Consider the following 13721-nt stretch of genomic DNA (forward strand, 5'->3'; position numbering starts at 1 on the left):
ATCATTTGCTATTTGTTATAAATTGTTTAGCCTCATCATCTTCTAACCACTTTCCTGTTTTTAATAATATTTCCTGTTGAAATTTTACTATATCCTCCTGTGGAGTGCCTTGTAATTCTGTAACGGCTAAATATTCTACCCCATAACAATCTAGATCAATTGTTCTTAGAAAATTATCTATGTTATCTAATTCACTTTTTCTATTCTCAAAGATTATAATGTTATTAGGTAAAATATTTGTGATACTCATAAACTCATGTAGTGCCTGAGCTTTATTTAGATAGTCGGTAAATATTATACCTTTATGAAAAATTGGTGACCTTTTATCAGTTTCATCAAATTTTAATATTTCTTTATTATTAATTTTATCAGTAAATTTAATACCGAGTCTACTTAGCTGCTCATATTGCCATTCCTCATAATTTTTAATCAGTCTACATGCTGGGTTAATTTTAGTAAACCCAAAAACCAAAGCCCCTGAACTTTTCAATTTATCAATAAATTTTGGCCAACTAGCTTCTACTAACATAACTTGTCTTTGCAATAGCAACTTAGCAATTATCTCATCCACATTAGGATGATATTTTGCCAAACTTGCCAGCTCTTCAACAAACCCTCTATAAGGATTAGCATAACGAAACATCTTAGACTTAGGCGTAACTATTGTATCATCAATATTGATTAGCACTAAGCTAAATGCATCAATTTTTTCAAGTAAATTTTTTACCGTAACAGAATCTATAGAATAAGTGGGAATAATTATTGCATAAGCTGTACATGGTAACATAATAAAAATTAACAATAATTTTAATAAAAAGTTATTTTTTATTATCATACGGATTTACACTCTCTTGATTCTTAACTGTGATTTTGCCATTGCTTCTCTTTACTGCATTTACCTTATTAACCAATTCATTAAGTGATTTTTTTAAATCACGAGAATTGAATATTGATTCTTTTTGGTCAGATAATTTATAATTATAGCCAATAAACATCACATTATCGTCATAATTTCTTAGTTGACTTTCCATTGCAGTCAACTCACTGGAATTTCCATCAACCATTATTAAAACTTTTGCCATAAACTTCACTTCTATTAAAAAATTTAATATCAACTGAAATAAAGCATTATTATTACTACTTAATATACCCTGATAAAATGTCGGATAAGTATTATCAAAAGGCTTCATATTATTAAAAATAAGATAATTATGTTGTGGGAAACTGTTGGACAAATCAATATTAAATTTCTTTAAATACTCAGCCTCCCATATTTCTAGCTTCTTTATATTGTTAAAGTTACCAGTTAAACCATGATCACTCACAATTACGGGGCTACCTTTATCCATTATATTCTTTATAAAATTAGGCAAATTGACATCTAATAACTCATTTTTATACTCTGTCAGCAGTATTGTATCAAAATAAGCATCCTTTGAGGGTCTAACTGCTTTGAATATTTCATGTAGCTTAGATAATTCATTTTTATTTAATTGGATAATTGGAGGGAGAAATGATTTGAATATAACTTTTTCTCTACCCAAAACCACTAAGATATCTTTAGGGGAATAATTATTGCATAATTCTTCGTAGTCCTTATTTATTTGGGCTAAACTATTAACATCAATAATCTTACCATTTGCTATTAAAGGTAGTAACAATATTATGTAAGAGAGGAGTTTATATGTTTTAAATTTAATTTTTCTAATTAGCATAGAAATTACTCTTATTTTTTGTTTATAACAAAAGTAGTTGGTCTACATCGTTTTATGTCATACGCAGGTAATCTAACTCAATGTCATTCCCGCTTAGGTAGAGGAATCCATATTATCTAACGACCTTTGCAGGTTATTTTTTGGATTGTATCTTGAATATTAGCTCTTTATGGAGTTAATATGGTCAGGAAAGAGTGACACAGTTTAAATTAGATAGGTCCTTAAAGACCGAAGGTATCTTGATGACCTCCTCCCTTGAATTACAAAGTATGATACAAACGGTAGCAGAATCCTTTAGAGATCGAATTTATAATCATGTATCAAAACTTTGCAAAACAACCACTAATTATAGGTAATACCAATTGTAATAATTAACACGGTGTATTTATCCAATCTCTATACATAATTGATTTTACTAAATCTACATTATGAGCAAGTTGATTCCAAGCGTAACAAGCCATAGTAACGATATCTTCATATACACCATAACATTGGTTAGACAAGAAATGATTTTTAATCCATTCCCAAACTTGTTCCATTGCATTAAGTTCCGGTGCATAGGGCGGAAGCGGTATCAAAGTGATATTGCTTGGCACAGTTAGTTTTTTGGCTGTGTGCCAACCTGCATTATCCGTTAGTAAAGCTATATGTCGGTTGCCTTGAATACTGCGAGAAAGCTCTTCTAAGAATTTATTCATTGCCTGTGTGTTTGCATATGGTAAAATTAATGCACAAGCTTCTCCTGTCTCATGGCAAGCAGCTCCGTAAATATATGTTGAAATAAATTGCTGTTGCCGAACTTTACGGGGTCTAGTGCCACGCTTAGCCCATATACGAGTTAAGATACCTTGTTGCCCAACTCTAGTTTCATCCTGAGACCATATATCAACTTTACATCTATCGATATTTTTTGGTAATAATTTTGTTAACATGTCTGGAAAGTTTTTTTATACTAATTGCAATAATTAACACGGTGTTAATTATTGCAATTGGTATAACATGATATGTAGCTCCTTTCCAGTTATATACCCACCAGTTTTACTTTCACTGAGCGTATTGATTTTATCAAAAATAGCAGACTCTTGTATACTGTTAATCTTCCTAGGGGCACCGCTTCTTTGTGATTCAAATAATCCTTCAAAACCATGATGCCTAAATCTTCTGAGCCATGATTGCACGGTTTTCCAGTGTGACTTCACTATTTCAGATATGGCTTTAAAAGATTTGCCTAATTGAAGGTGATACATCGCCAATAAACGTATACGATTTCGACCATGCGGCTCATGTTTCATCATTTTTATAAAATCATGACCTTCAAAACCTTGCGGTAATATTAACCTAGCTATTTGAGTACCTATTTATCAGTTAAAAACCCATTTTTTAACACCGTGTTCATTATTGCAGTTAGTGTAAAGCAAATGACTAAAAAAAGCAAGATATTTATGGGAATAGATGTTGCAAAAAATACGCTTGATATATCTATGAATAATAGATATCTTTAGCAAACTTGCTTATGCTGAGGAATTTAAAGAAACCACGAAACCTCAGCCCGCAGCGGACTATGATGCACGTGAAAAGCAGAGTACCGGTAGCACAAATAAATTACCAGCAGAAGTAGAATTTCGAAAGATATCTATTGAATATATTTGTAATATTGTGGTTAATTGCATTATAATGAGGTTTATGTATAATAACTTTACTTTTATTGATTTATTTGCTGGGATTGGTGGTGTAAGAAGATCATTTGAGTCTGTTGGTGGTAACTGCGTTTACACTAGCGAGATTGATACCAATTGCAATAATTAACACGGTGTATTTATCCAATCTCTATACATAATTGATTTTACTAAATCTACATTATGAGCAAGTTGATTCCAAGCGTAACAAGCCATAGTAACGATATCTTCATATACACCATAACATTGGTTAGACAAGAAATGATTTTTAATCCATTCCCAAACTTGTTCCATTGCATTAAGTTCCGGTGCATAGGGCGGAAGCGGTATCAAAGTGATATTGCTTGGCACAGTTAGTTTTTTGGCTGTGTGCCAACCTGCATTATCCGTTAGTAAAGCTATATGTCGGTTGCCTTGAATACTGCGAGAAAGCTCTTCTAAGAATTTATTCATTGCCTGTGTGTTTGCATATGGTAAAATTAATGCACAAGCTTCTCCTGTCTCATGGCAAGCAGCTCCGTAAATATATGTTGAAATAAATTGCTGTTGCCGAACTTTACGGGGTCTAGTGCCACGCTTAGCCCATATACGAGTTAAGCTACCTTGTTGCCCAACTCTAGTTTCATCCTGAGACCATATATCAACTTTACATCTATCGATATTTTTTGCTAATAATTTTGTTAATATGTCTGGAAAGTTTTTTTATATCTATTTTGAGTCTCTTGATTTGATTTTGGATGCATTGAACGAGAAGTAATCCAGCTAAAACCAAGGCGGTGCATAGTATTGTAGACTGTTTTTAAAGCACATTTAGCACCATATTCCTCAACTAACATGATATGTAGCTCTTTTCCAGTTATATACCCACCAGTTTTACTTTTACTGAGCGTATTGATTTTATCAAAAAGAGCAGATTCTTGTATAGTGTTAATCTTCCTAGGGGCACCGCTTCTTTGTGATTCAAATAATCCTTCAAAACCATGATTCCTAAATCTTCTGAGCGATGATTGCACAGTTTTCCAGTGTGACTTCACTATTTCAGATATGGCTTTAAAAGATTTGCCTAATTGAAGGTGATACATCGCCAATAAACGTATACGATTTCGACCATGCGGCTCATGTTTCATCATTTTTATAAAATCATGACCATGAAAACCTTGTGGTAATATTAACCTAGCCATTTGAGTACCTTTTATCAGTTAAAAACCCATCTTAGACCACTGCGTTAATTATTGCAATTGGTATGATACATCCGCATTAAAAACATATAGAGCTAATTTTAGCTGTGATCATAAAATTGATGGTGATATAACACAAGTACACGAACAAAATGTACCCCCTCACGATATTTTATGTGCAGGATTCCCGTGTCAAACATTTAGTATAGCTAGGGTTTCAAAATGTTTAATAGTCTTTTAGGCTATTTTTTTAGATTCCCGCCATTGCTTAGAATGACAGCTCTGTGTAGTAACTACAGTTAGCTATATAGTCTTTAAATTACAAGATTGCTGAAATATTTAACACTTTCTAATAAGGCTGGATTCTCCCCTATTAGGCTTGCCTCTTCTCCTAGACCATGACTTTTATAAGGATGACCTAAGTCATAACTTCCATAGTGATGATGATCCCACTGCTTTATAGAAGTTAGTACGGTATCACTAATTTCATGTAATGTACTACTAATATATGATTTAACTGCAGTCCACATAGCCCATATATTCCAACTAGAAATGTGACTTATAACCATGGGGCTTTCTACTAATTCTATAATAGACCTCTTTCGAAACTCTACTTCTGCTGGTGATTTGTACGTTGATGCGGTACTCGAATCCTCACGTACATTCGAGTACGCTGCGGTTCGAGGTGAAGCGTCTCCTTCAAATCCCTCAGCATAAGCGAGTTTCGAAAGAGGTCTATTATTAGCTTCTAAAGACTCAATCTCAGATTTAGTGCTATCAATCACTGTAGTAGCTTCAGTACTATTTATATAAGATGCTTCTGTAGCTACATCACAACCTCTATCATTTGGTGATATATCAGATTGATTACTATCAACAGTATGTTGTTCATTTAAAACTGTTACCTCTGTATTATCAAGATTATCGCTTGCTATATTAATAGAGCTAGTTTTTTCTTGTTGATCATTACAATCTTGAAACTCAGTTAGGGATTCTTGCATAGGGCTAGATTGCTGTTCTACATCATGTTGTCCTACCGCTTCTAAATCACAACTTAATTGATCAGTAGCTATGTCCATTTGAAACTCTCTTGTTGCAGGATAAGTTATTGTTATATTTTTTAGCTCCTCAACATCAGTAATAGACTCTATCTTTTCTTCTTCTATCGTTTCTTCATAATTTTCTACTACATGAAATATCTCAGTAGGCACAGGTTGCTGTTCTATATCATAATCTAGTTGATTTATTGGCTCATCAATATCTGTAATATGGTCTTCATCTTGAGACTCCATTGCTTCAAGGAAAGTTATTGATATATCACTTGACTCATCATGAATATCTATAGAATCCGTATTTTCTTCTTTAATATAAATCCCTTTTTCCTTATTATATGATTCAGTTATTCTTTTAGATATCTTTTCTAACTTTTTAGTAGAAGTATCGACCCATTTACTATACTTCCTAGTAAGATTTGCAGTAAGTTGTACTACAATTTTATCTTTATTGTTCTCTAAATATGTATCATTAAAATCAGCTAATACTGGCAATAATTTAGCTATCAGTTTTTTACTTTGTGTTGTTTTGGTTATTTTTAACTTCTGAATTGATAATAATATTATTTCCATAGAGGTAACAATACTATTCACAGAATCAGCAAATTTATGAATATTCTTTGAAGTGAACTTCTCCTGTTCAAAATAACCCCACTCTCCCCCCTTTTTGCCTTGGTTTATTTCTACTGCAAAATGCTTAAGTCCGGTTCTATTAATGACTGTCTTAAAAGATGGAGACACACCATAACCATTTTTTAACATATAAGTTTGCACTTTATCAGGGATTGTTATATATTTCGTAACTTCCGAAGCAATATCTTTTGTACTAAATCTAGCCTCTTCATTCGAGTCTCTTAAAACTATCATACTAACAAGATCATCTTGTAAACGTCCAGTAATAATATCTGCGATTCCTTCATTAGTTGATAATTTTTTAATTACATCTGCTCTATATTGCTCAATTTCCTCTTTAAACTTATTAATTTTTTTTGCACCCTCTGATGTTGTCTCTATTTCATCAAGTCTTTTCTTTATATCTTTTATCGTCATAAATAGACTTAGTGCACCTTTCTGCTCATTATATAATAATGAGTGACACATTATCTGAAAAATATCCTTTGTTATATCAACTTCACCTTGATTGCCAGCTACTGTGCTAAAAAACTCTTTACGTAAATATTTCTCAAAAACATGCAAACTATTTTCCCTCAGCTTACTAATAATATCATCCACTTGTTGTGGCGTTTTAGATACACCTAATTCGCTTGAAGATTCTGTGTTATCTACTTCCTTTGTTAAAGGAAAAGCTTCCTGAACAAGTGTAACTGTATTTACTGTTAAAATATCTTGGGACATGTTCTTATATTTTTCTATAAAATTAAAAAAACTTACCTCCGTATCAAACGGATATTACGATTGCGACGGATTATAACATACTTATTCAAACAATGCAAGATAAAAATATATCTTCTGCTTCTCAGAGCAGTTTCAAAGTCACAATCAAGAGTTGGAATATATAGTAGTATTAACTATTAAGGATGTCATCACCCCCTGCGAAAGTAGTTTACTATAGGCTATTTTTTTAGATTCCTCACCGAAGCAGGAATGACATACTAGTGATCCACGCGGGCAAAACCTTCACGGGAATGACATTGAATAAGAACGGAAACAAATTCCGACGACAAAATTACCATAACTCTTCTATTAATGCTATGGTATTAGCCCTTAGATCTAGGTCATAATCTATGGTGTTATTTATTATTCGTTTGATATTTGCAAATTTTGTTATCAAATAATCAGGGGAATTAGAACGCAATTGATTAAATATTTTATTCTCTAATTCATTGAATTCAATATTGATATTGAGAGATTTTTTAGTAATTCTATTAACTAGATATAGCATGCTACAAGCAAAATCTCCCCATAATTCCTTGTTTTTACTGGTAAATTCTTCGATAAGATCTAACTTCACTTTAGGATTTGCATAGTTAGCAATGTACGTCGTAAATTTAACATATATATCGCTTCCCACTAAGCGATTTTGTGATTTTATGTTAATTTTAGCACATCTAGATCTTATAGTACTTATTATTCCGGCAACCCTTGAGGTAATCAAGAAAATAAAACTATCCTTTGGCGTATCTTCTAAAAGTTTAAGACAGGAACTTGCTGCATTGAGATTCATTAGATCTGCTTGATAAATAACAGCTACTCTATATTTAGATATTGATGATGTTCTATAAAAAAATTGCTGTAAATCTCTAATTTGGTCAATAGATATGTCTTTGACACTGCTCGTCACAGAATTATCCCTAGCTACTAAACGATAATCTGGATGATTTGTTAATTGAATTTTATCTACAATCAAACTGCTTTCTATAAATATAAGCAAATCTTCTAAAGCTTTTGCGGTATCATCAACATCAATCAACCAACTATTATAAAGCCTAGCCTGTTTGAATCTACATTCAAGATATTCTTGGATCATTCTGCTAATGGTATAATAAAAAATAGGTTTCTAGGCTTTGCCCACATGGGTCAGAAACCACAGCTGTCGAAAGTTAGAAGAGGAAGCGGTTTTAGAAGTCATAATGGCAGTTTAAAAGTTACAGAAAAATAACCAAGGTCATTGCGAGGAGGTATAAGCCGACGAAGCAATCCATTTTTGGTTACTTTTATGGATCGCTTCGTCGACTTACGGTCTTCTCGCAATGACCTTGACCATATACAACTTTTAAACTGCCCTGCCTAAAACCCGCTCTACTTTCAAACTTTTGACAGTTGTGACCCAGAAATGCCAACGTAAGTAATGATACTTGTATGGCAAAAGCGATGGCAATCCCTACCTAGGCAGGGATGACACTAGCTTTGTTGTATTAAACTCAGGTTACTTAAACTTGCACCCTTGGTAAAACTATAACATTTTACAGAAGCAGGTTCTAAGTAAAATACGAACTTACGAATTATTACAAGCTTCCTTCATTTTCTTACCGGCTCTAAAGACTGGTTGTTTATAGGCAGCAATATGCATTTTCTCACCAGTTTTTGGATTACGACCTTCACGTGCAGCTCTACTTTGTATATGGAAAGAACCAAACCCCACTAGGTTAACGTCCTCACCACGACTAAGTGCTTTAAGTACACTGTCTACAACCCAAGTAAGGGCCTTTTCTGCATCACTTTTTGAATGACCTACTTCAGCCATTAATGCTACTAATTCTCCTTTATTCATATGCTCAACTCTCCAAATAAATTGTTAACATTTCAGACATTAATGTATTTAGTATACTCAAATGATTTAGAGAATTGGATTTGAAAATGAAGAACAAGCGGGGCGTACATAAGATACGTTGTTACGTTCGTCCTTGCTATTAAAAAAACAATTCTTCAAAGCAGAAGAATATATACTAACATACCAGCAAGATTTGTTATATCTCGTTGGCTAGATTATAGCAAACACTAAATTGACTACAACTGAGACTTCTTTAGAACTTTTGAATATATTATTTTATAATCTAATTTCAATAAAATTGTATCTATTTTACATCAAGTTAGTTTCTTATACCAATTGCAATAATTAACACATATTTAAGTAATAAGTATCAAATTGATATTGCAACAGTTTGTGAGAATTATCAATCAGATAAAGAGGTGACAGCAAAGGCTGAATATGTACAATTTAAACAACTATTTGATGATAGTATAAAAGATACAGTTTGGGATTTGTATTTACATTTGGTGTTATACTAATTGTAATAATTAACACGGTGTATTTATCCAATCTCTATACATAATTGATTTTACTAAATCTACATTATGAGCAAGTTGATTCCAAGCGTAACAAGCCATAGTAACGATATCTTCATATACACCATAACATTGGTTAGACAAGAAATGATTTTTAATCCATTCCCAAACTTGTTCCATTGCATTAAGTTCCGGTGCATAGGGCGGAAGCGGTATCAAAGTGATATTGCTTGGCACAGTTAGTTTTTTGGCTGTGTGCCAACCTGCATTATCCGTTAGTAAAGCTATATGTCGGTTGCCTTGAATACTGCGAGAAAGCTCTTCTAAGAATTTATTCATTGCCTGTGTGTTTGCATATGGTAAAATTAATGCACAAGCTTCTCCTGTCTCATGGCAAGCAGCTCCGTAAATATATGTTGAAATAAATTGCTGTTGCCGAACTTTACGGGGTCTAGTGCCACGCTTAGCCCATATACGAGTTAAGATACCTTGTTGCCCAACTCTAGTTTCATCCTGAGACCATATATCAACTTTACATCTATCGATATTTTTTGCTAATAATTTTGTTAACATGTCTGGAAAGTTTTTTTATATCTATTTTGAGTCTCTTGATTTGATTTTGGATGCATTGAACGAGAAGTAATCCAGCTAAAACCAAGGCGGTGCATAGTATTGTATACTGTTTTTAAAGCACATTTAGCACCATATTCCTCAAGTAACATGATATGTAGCTCCTTTCCAGTTATATACCCACCAGTTTTACTTTCACTGAGCGTATTGATTTTATCAAAAATAGCAGACTCTTGTATACTGTTAATCTTACTAGGGGCACCGCTTCTTTGTGATTCAAATAATCCTTCAAAACCATGATTCCTAAATCTTCTGAGCGATGATTGCACAGTTTTCCAGTGTGACTTCACTATTTCAGATATGGCTTTAAAAGATTTGCCTAATTGAAGGTGATACATCGCCAATAAACGTATACGATTTCGACCATGCGGCTCATGTTTCATCATTTTTATAAAATCATGACCTTCAAAACCTTGCGGTAATATTAACCTAGCTATTTGAGTACCTATTTATCAGTTAAAAACCCATTTTATAACACCGTGTTAATTATTGTAATTAGTATGAGTCAGTCCGACTTCCATTGTATCATCCTTTAATTCTTGCTCTTAACAGCTTGTTTTAAAGTACTCACTTGCGTAAGAATACAATGGATCTCCTAGGTTCAGGTAAATTCCATCTTGTAGCGTGTCATGGTCTGTGACTCCGGTAGAGCAATAGTTGCTCGCCTTATCGCAACTACACATCCTGTTTTCCATGAAATGAAGCATGTCAACCTCTACGATATCGCATATTTCGGAGCTTATATCCTTCACTTACGTTACAACCCACTACATCCCTCCTCTCAGCTTCACATAATTCGTTACCTCCATATATGTGAAATTTGGTTCTACGCTGTTGGCTAAACTTTACGTAGGTTGGATTTTCACCAACTGTAATTTACCCGCTTTGCCTAGCGCCATCATTTCTTTGCCCAGCAGTTAGTATAAACTTTAATGGATTACCAAGGACATCAACAAGGGTATGAATTTTAGTACTAACACCACCTCTGCTTCTACCTAAAGCCGCTTCTTCTTGATTACCTTTGATATATCCAGATGAGCAAGCATGTGCTCTCACAATAGTTGCATCAATCATAATTGATTCCATATCTGCATCTACTTTAACATAATCCATTAAATCCTCCCATATACCTTTGTCAACCCATCTCTTAAATCTGCGATAAATACTGTACCAACAACCATAATCATCAGCTAGAAGACGCCATTGGCAACCTGTTCTAACAATAAACCATATTGCTTCAATAAAATGTCTCATTTTTTCTTCATTCTTGTTGTGTATACCATTTCTTTCCTTAAAAAATGATGAAATTACTTCCCATGCTTGTTCTTCTATATAATACTAATTGCAATAATTAACACGGTGTTATAAAATGGGTTTTTAACTGATAAAAGGTACTCCAATGGCTAGGTTAATATTACCACAAGGTTTTCATGGTCATGATTTTATAAAAATGATGAAACATGAGCCGCATGGTCGAAATCGTATACGTTTATTGGCGATGTATCACCTTCAATTAGGCAAATCTTTTAAAGCCATATCTGAAATAGTGAAGTCACACTGGAAAACTGTGCAATCATCGCTCAGAAGATTTAGGAATCATGGTTTTGAAGGATTATTTGAATCACAAAGAAGCGGTGCCCCTAGTAAGATTAACAGTATACAAGAGTCTGCTATTTTTGATAAAATCAATACGCTCAGTGAAAGTAAAACTGGTGGGTATATAACTGGAAAGGAGCTACATATCATGTTACTTGAGGAATATGGTGCTAAATGTGCTTTAAAAACAGTATACAATACTATGCACCGCCTTGGTTTTAGCTGGATTACTTCTCGTTCAATGCATCCAAAATCAAATCAAGAGACTCAAAATAGATATAAAAAAACTTTCCAGACATGTTAACAAAATTATTAGCAAAAAATATCGATAGATGTAAAGTTGATATATGGTCTCAGGATGAAACTAGAGTTGGGCAACAAGGTAGCTTAACTCGTATATGGGCTAAGCGTGGCACTAGACCCCGTAAAGTTCGGCAACAGCAATTTATTTCAACATATATTTACGGAGCTGCTTGCCATGAGACAGGAGAAGCTTGTGCATTAATTTTACCATATGCAAACACACAGGCAATGAATAAATTCTTAGAAGAGCTTTCTCGCAGTATTCAAGGCAACCGACATATAGCTTTACTAACGGATAATGCAGGTTGGCACACAGCCAAAAAACTAACTGTGCCAAGCAATATCACTTTGATACCGCTTCCGCCCTATGCACCGGAACTTAATGCAATGGAACAAGTTTGGGAATGGATTAAAAATCATTTCTTGTCTAACCAATGTTATGGTGTATATGAAGATATCGTTACTATGGCTTGTTACGCTTGGAATCAACTTGCTCATAATGTAGATTTAGTAAAATCAATTATGTATAGAGATTGGATAAATACACCGTGTTCATTATTGCAATTGGTATAAATTGCTGTTGCCGAACTTTACGGGGTCTAGTGCCACGCTTAGCCCATATACGAGTTAAGCTACCTTGTTGCCCAACTCTAGTTTCATCCTGAGACCATATAGCAACTTTACATCTATCGATATTTTTTGCTAATAATTTTGTTAACATGTCTGGAAAGTTTTTTTATATCTATTGTGAGTCTCTTGATTTGATTTTGGATGCATTGAACGAGAAGTAATCCAGCTAAAACCAAGGCGGTGCATAGTATTGTAGACTGTTTTTAAAGCACATTTAGCACCATATTCCTCAAGTAACATGATATGTAGCTCCTTTCCAGTTATATACCCACCAGTTTTACTTTCACTGAGCGTATTGATTTTATCAAAAAGAGCAGATTCTTGTATAGTGTTAATCTTCCTAGGGGCACCGCTTCTTTGTGATTCAAATAATCCTTCAAAACCATGATTCCTAAATCTTCTGAGCGATGATTGCACAGTTTTCCAGTGTGACTTCACTATTTCAGATATGGCTTTAAAAGATTTGCCTAATTGAAGGTGATACATCGCCAATAAACGTATACGATTTCGACCATGCGGCTCATGTTTCATCATTTTTATAAAATCATGACCTTCAAAACCTTGCGGTAATATTAACCTAGCTATTTGAGTACCTATTTATCAGTTAAAAACCCATTTTATAACACCGTGTTAATTATTGTAATTAGTATAAGTGGATAAACCGAAGAGGTAGTAGAAAAGTAAGCTATAAATGGTTTAAAAACTATTTGCAGTGGAATCCGCTACCAATGCCAAAAATAAAGTTTTCTTTATATGGTACTACTTCAAAGCAGAATAGCTATATTGAAGAGCCGTGTGTGGGAAAACCACAAGCACGGTTCTGTGAGGGCTATCATAGCAATGAAACTTTATTAATTAAAGGATGGTAAGAGCTATGATTTCTACTCGGCTATAACTCAAGCGGGAAATCTTACTCAAGATGTTCAGAATACGACTGTGATAGCCGATAAAGGATACGATAGTAGTGCATTTGTAGAAAGTTTAGAAAATAAGGGGTATGAGATTGTTATACCACCAAAATCTAACCGTAAAGTACAACGTGAATATGATAAACATACTTATAAGGAACGATATTTAATTGAGTGCTGATTTGGTAAAATCAAACATTTTAGGCGTATATTTTCTAGATTTGATAAGGCTCCAGCCACTTTCTTAGCTTTTCTAAATTTCGTTGGAACTTTAATATGGTTACGT

The 13721-nt window shown here is 33.7% G+C and carries 20 protein-coding genes; 6 read left to right on the top strand and 14 right to left on the bottom strand.

Features of this window, described 5'->3' with window-relative positions; translation table 11 throughout:
• Position 1 precedes the first annotated feature (1 nt).
• The 4 genes from ACFE3K_RS02655 to ACFE3K_RS02670 form a co-directional block, all read right to left on the bottom strand.
• A complete protein-coding gene (locus ACFE3K_RS02655) occupies positions 2-835 on the bottom strand; it encodes a DUF2608 domain-containing protein (protein WP_375359257.1) in 834 nt (277 codons plus the stop codon).
• Positions 819-1661: a DUF2608 domain-containing protein gene (locus tag ACFE3K_RS02660; RefSeq protein ID WP_375359258.1), complete on the bottom strand. Its 843-nt coding sequence runs from the start codon at positions 1659-1661 to the stop codon at positions 819-821. The genes ACFE3K_RS02655 and ACFE3K_RS02660 overlap by 17 nt, the downstream gene beginning before the upstream one ends.
• Before the next feature lie 425 nt (positions 1662-2086).
• Positions 2087-2647 (bottom strand): IS630 family transposase, encoded by a 561-nt coding sequence (locus ACFE3K_RS02665; RefSeq protein ID WP_375358539.1) that lies wholly within the window; start codon positions 2645-2647, stop codon positions 2087-2089.
• A 48-nt stretch (positions 2648-2695) separates the two neighbouring features.
• Positions 2696-3010: a helix-turn-helix domain-containing protein gene (locus ACFE3K_RS02670; RefSeq protein ID WP_375359075.1), complete on the bottom strand. Its 315-nt coding sequence runs from the start codon at positions 3008-3010 to the stop codon at positions 2696-2698.
• A 388-nt stretch (positions 3011-3398) separates the two neighbouring features.
• On the opposite strand from ACFE3K_RS02670, the gene ACFE3K_RS07640 reads away from it, so the two are divergent.
• Positions 3399-3521 carry a DNA cytosine methyltransferase gene (locus tag ACFE3K_RS07640; RefSeq protein ID WP_410521673.1) on the top strand — a complete coding sequence of 41 codons (123 nt, stop codon included), beginning with the start codon at positions 3399-3401 and terminating at the stop codon, positions 3519-3521.
• On the opposite strand, the gene ACFE3K_RS02680 is transcribed toward ACFE3K_RS07640, so the two are convergent.
• Positions 3518-4078 carry an IS630 family transposase gene (locus ACFE3K_RS02680; RefSeq protein ID WP_375358342.1) on the bottom strand — a complete coding sequence of 187 codons (561 nt, stop codon included), beginning with the start codon at positions 4076-4078 and terminating at the stop codon, positions 3518-3520. The genes ACFE3K_RS07640 and ACFE3K_RS02680 overlap by 4 nt on opposite strands.
• Complete coding sequence (locus tag ACFE3K_RS02685) at positions 4072-4572, bottom strand: helix-turn-helix domain-containing protein (RefSeq protein WP_375359259.1); 501 nt, start codon at positions 4570-4572, stop codon at positions 4072-4074. Before ACFE3K_RS02685 ends, ACFE3K_RS02680 begins: the two co-directional genes overlap by 7 nt.
• A 28-nt stretch (positions 4573-4600) precedes the next feature.
• Between ACFE3K_RS02685 and ACFE3K_RS02690 the strand changes: the two genes are divergently transcribed.
• Entirely contained in the window at positions 4601-4810 is a 210-nt protein-coding gene (locus tag ACFE3K_RS02690) for a DNA cytosine methyltransferase (protein WP_375359460.1), read from the top strand.
• 73 nt (positions 4811-4883) lie between these two features.
• Here the strand turns inward: ACFE3K_RS02690 and ACFE3K_RS02695 are convergent, their stop codons facing one another.
• The 6 genes from ACFE3K_RS02695 to ACFE3K_RS02720 form a co-directional block, all read right to left on the bottom strand.
• Positions 4884-6977, bottom strand: coding sequence for a palindromic element RPE1 domain-containing protein (locus ACFE3K_RS02695; protein WP_375359260.1), 2094 nt, complete (start codon positions 6975-6977; stop codon positions 4884-4886).
• Positions 6978-7308: 331 nt separating this feature from the next.
• Complete coding sequence (locus ACFE3K_RS02700; protein ID WP_375359261.1) at positions 7309-8109, bottom strand: DNA polymerase III subunit delta'; 801 nt, start codon at positions 8107-8109, stop codon at positions 7309-7311.
• Between the two features lie 468 nt (positions 8110-8577).
• Complete coding sequence (locus ACFE3K_RS02705; protein ID WP_375359262.1) at positions 8578-8853, bottom strand: HU family DNA-binding protein; 276 nt, start codon at positions 8851-8853, stop codon at positions 8578-8580.
• Positions 8854-9380: 527 nt separating this feature from the next.
• Positions 9381-9941 (bottom strand): IS630 family transposase, encoded by a 561-nt coding sequence (locus ACFE3K_RS02710; protein WP_375358447.1) that lies wholly within the window; start codon positions 9939-9941, stop codon positions 9381-9383.
• Positions 9935-10384 (bottom strand): helix-turn-helix domain-containing protein, encoded by a 450-nt coding sequence (locus tag ACFE3K_RS02715; RefSeq protein WP_375359263.1) that lies wholly within the window; start codon positions 10382-10384, stop codon positions 9935-9937. The genes ACFE3K_RS02710 and ACFE3K_RS02715 overlap by 7 nt, the downstream gene beginning before the upstream one ends.
• Positions 10385-10874: 490 nt before the next feature.
• Positions 10875-11330 (bottom strand): IS5 family transposase, encoded by a 456-nt coding sequence (locus tag ACFE3K_RS02720; RefSeq protein WP_375359461.1) that lies wholly within the window; start codon positions 11328-11330, stop codon positions 10875-10877.
• A 67-nt stretch (positions 11331-11397) separates the two neighbouring features.
• Between ACFE3K_RS02720 and ACFE3K_RS02725 the strand changes: the two genes are divergently transcribed.
• Positions 11398-11898 carry a helix-turn-helix domain-containing protein gene (locus ACFE3K_RS02725; protein WP_375359264.1) on the top strand — a complete coding sequence of 167 codons (501 nt, stop codon included), beginning with the start codon at positions 11398-11400 and terminating at the stop codon, positions 11896-11898.
• Positions 11892-12470 carry an IS630 family transposase gene (locus ACFE3K_RS02730; protein ID WP_375358393.1) on the top strand — a complete coding sequence of 193 codons (579 nt, stop codon included), beginning with the start codon at positions 11892-11894 and terminating at the stop codon, positions 12468-12470. The genes ACFE3K_RS02725 and ACFE3K_RS02730 overlap by 7 nt, the downstream gene beginning before the upstream one ends.
• Here the strand turns inward: ACFE3K_RS02730 and ACFE3K_RS02735 are convergent.
• Positions 12418-12618, bottom strand: a complete 201-nt coding sequence (locus tag ACFE3K_RS02735) for a hypothetical protein (RefSeq protein WP_375359265.1) — start codon at positions 12616-12618, stop codon at positions 12418-12420. The two genes, ACFE3K_RS02730 and ACFE3K_RS02735, sit on opposite strands and share 53 nt — an antisense overlap.
• Positions 12612-13061 (bottom strand): helix-turn-helix domain-containing protein, encoded by a 450-nt coding sequence (locus ACFE3K_RS02740; RefSeq protein WP_375359266.1) that lies wholly within the window; start codon positions 13059-13061, stop codon positions 12612-12614. The genes ACFE3K_RS02735 and ACFE3K_RS02740 overlap by 7 nt, the downstream gene beginning before the upstream one ends.
• 194 nt (positions 13062-13255) lie before the next feature.
• Between ACFE3K_RS02740 and ACFE3K_RS02745 the strand changes: the two genes are divergently transcribed.
• Positions 13256-13396: a hypothetical protein gene (locus ACFE3K_RS02745; protein ID WP_375358394.1), complete on the top strand. Its 141-nt coding sequence runs from the start codon at positions 13256-13258 to the stop codon at positions 13394-13396.
• A 22-nt stretch (positions 13397-13418) separates the two neighbouring features.
• Complete coding sequence (locus ACFE3K_RS02750; protein WP_375359462.1) at positions 13419-13616, top strand: transposase; 198 nt, start codon at positions 13419-13421, stop codon at positions 13614-13616.
• Positions 13617-13721 lie beyond the last annotated feature (105 nt).

The sequence above is a fragment of the Candidatus Tisiphia endosymbiont of Neophilaenus lineatus genome, from assembly GCF_964264975.1.
In the GTDB taxonomy this organism is placed as follows: Bacteria; Pseudomonadota; Alphaproteobacteria; order Rickettsiales; family Rickettsiaceae; genus Tisiphia.

What these genes read in the sequence shown, in the direction of transcription:
- ACFE3K_RS02655 (WP_375359257.1), bottom strand. Translation starts at nt 835, where the DNA reads ATGATAATAAAAAATAACTTTTTATTAAAATTATTGTTAATTTTTATT.
- ACFE3K_RS02665 (WP_375358539.1), bottom strand. Translation starts at nt 2,647, where the DNA reads ATGTTAACAAAATTATTACCAAAAAATATCGATAGATGTAAAGTTGAT.
- ACFE3K_RS02670 (WP_375359075.1), bottom strand. Translation starts at nt 3,010, where the DNA reads ATGATGAAACATGAGCCGCATGGTCGAAATCGTATACGTTTATTGGCG.
- ACFE3K_RS07640 (WP_410521673.1), top strand. Translation starts at nt 3,399, where the DNA reads ATGTATAATAACTTTACTTTTATTGATTTATTTGCTGGGATTGGTGGT.
- ACFE3K_RS02685 (WP_375359259.1), bottom strand. Translation starts at nt 4,572, where the DNA reads ATGGCTAGGTTAATATTACCACAAGGTTTTCATGGTCATGATTTTATA.
- ACFE3K_RS02695 (WP_375359260.1), bottom strand. Translation starts at nt 6,977, where the DNA reads ATGTCCCAAGATATTTTAACAGTAAATACAGTTACACTTGTTCAGGAA.
- ACFE3K_RS02700 (WP_375359261.1), bottom strand. Translation starts at nt 8,109, where the DNA reads ATGATCCAAGAATATCTTGAATGTAGATTCAAACAGGCTAGGCTTTAT.
- ACFE3K_RS02705 (WP_375359262.1), bottom strand. Translation starts at nt 8,853, where the DNA reads ATGAATAAAGGAGAATTAGTAGCATTAATGGCTGAAGTAGGTCATTCA.
- ACFE3K_RS02710 (WP_375358447.1), bottom strand. Translation starts at nt 9,941, where the DNA reads ATGTTAACAAAATTATTAGCAAAAAATATCGATAGATGTAAAGTTGAT.
- ACFE3K_RS02715 (WP_375359263.1), bottom strand. Translation starts at nt 10,384, where the DNA reads ATGATGAAACATGAGCCGCATGGTCGAAATCGTATACGTTTATTGGCG.
- ACFE3K_RS02725 (WP_375359264.1), top strand. Translation starts at nt 11,398, where the DNA reads ATGGCTAGGTTAATATTACCACAAGGTTTTCATGGTCATGATTTTATA.
- ACFE3K_RS02730 (WP_375358393.1), top strand. Translation starts at nt 11,892, where the DNA reads ATGTTAACAAAATTATTAGCAAAAAATATCGATAGATGTAAAGTTGAT.
- ACFE3K_RS02735 (WP_375359265.1), bottom strand. Translation starts at nt 12,618, where the DNA reads ATGTTAACAAAATTATTAGCAAAAAATATCGATAGATGTAAAGTTGCT.
- ACFE3K_RS02740 (WP_375359266.1), bottom strand. Translation starts at nt 13,061, where the DNA reads ATGATGAAACATGAGCCGCATGGTCGAAATCGTATACGTTTATTGGCG.
- ACFE3K_RS02745 (WP_375358394.1), top strand. Translation starts at nt 13,256, where the DNA reads ATGCCAAAAATAAAGTTTTCTTTATATGGTACTACTTCAAAGCAGAAT.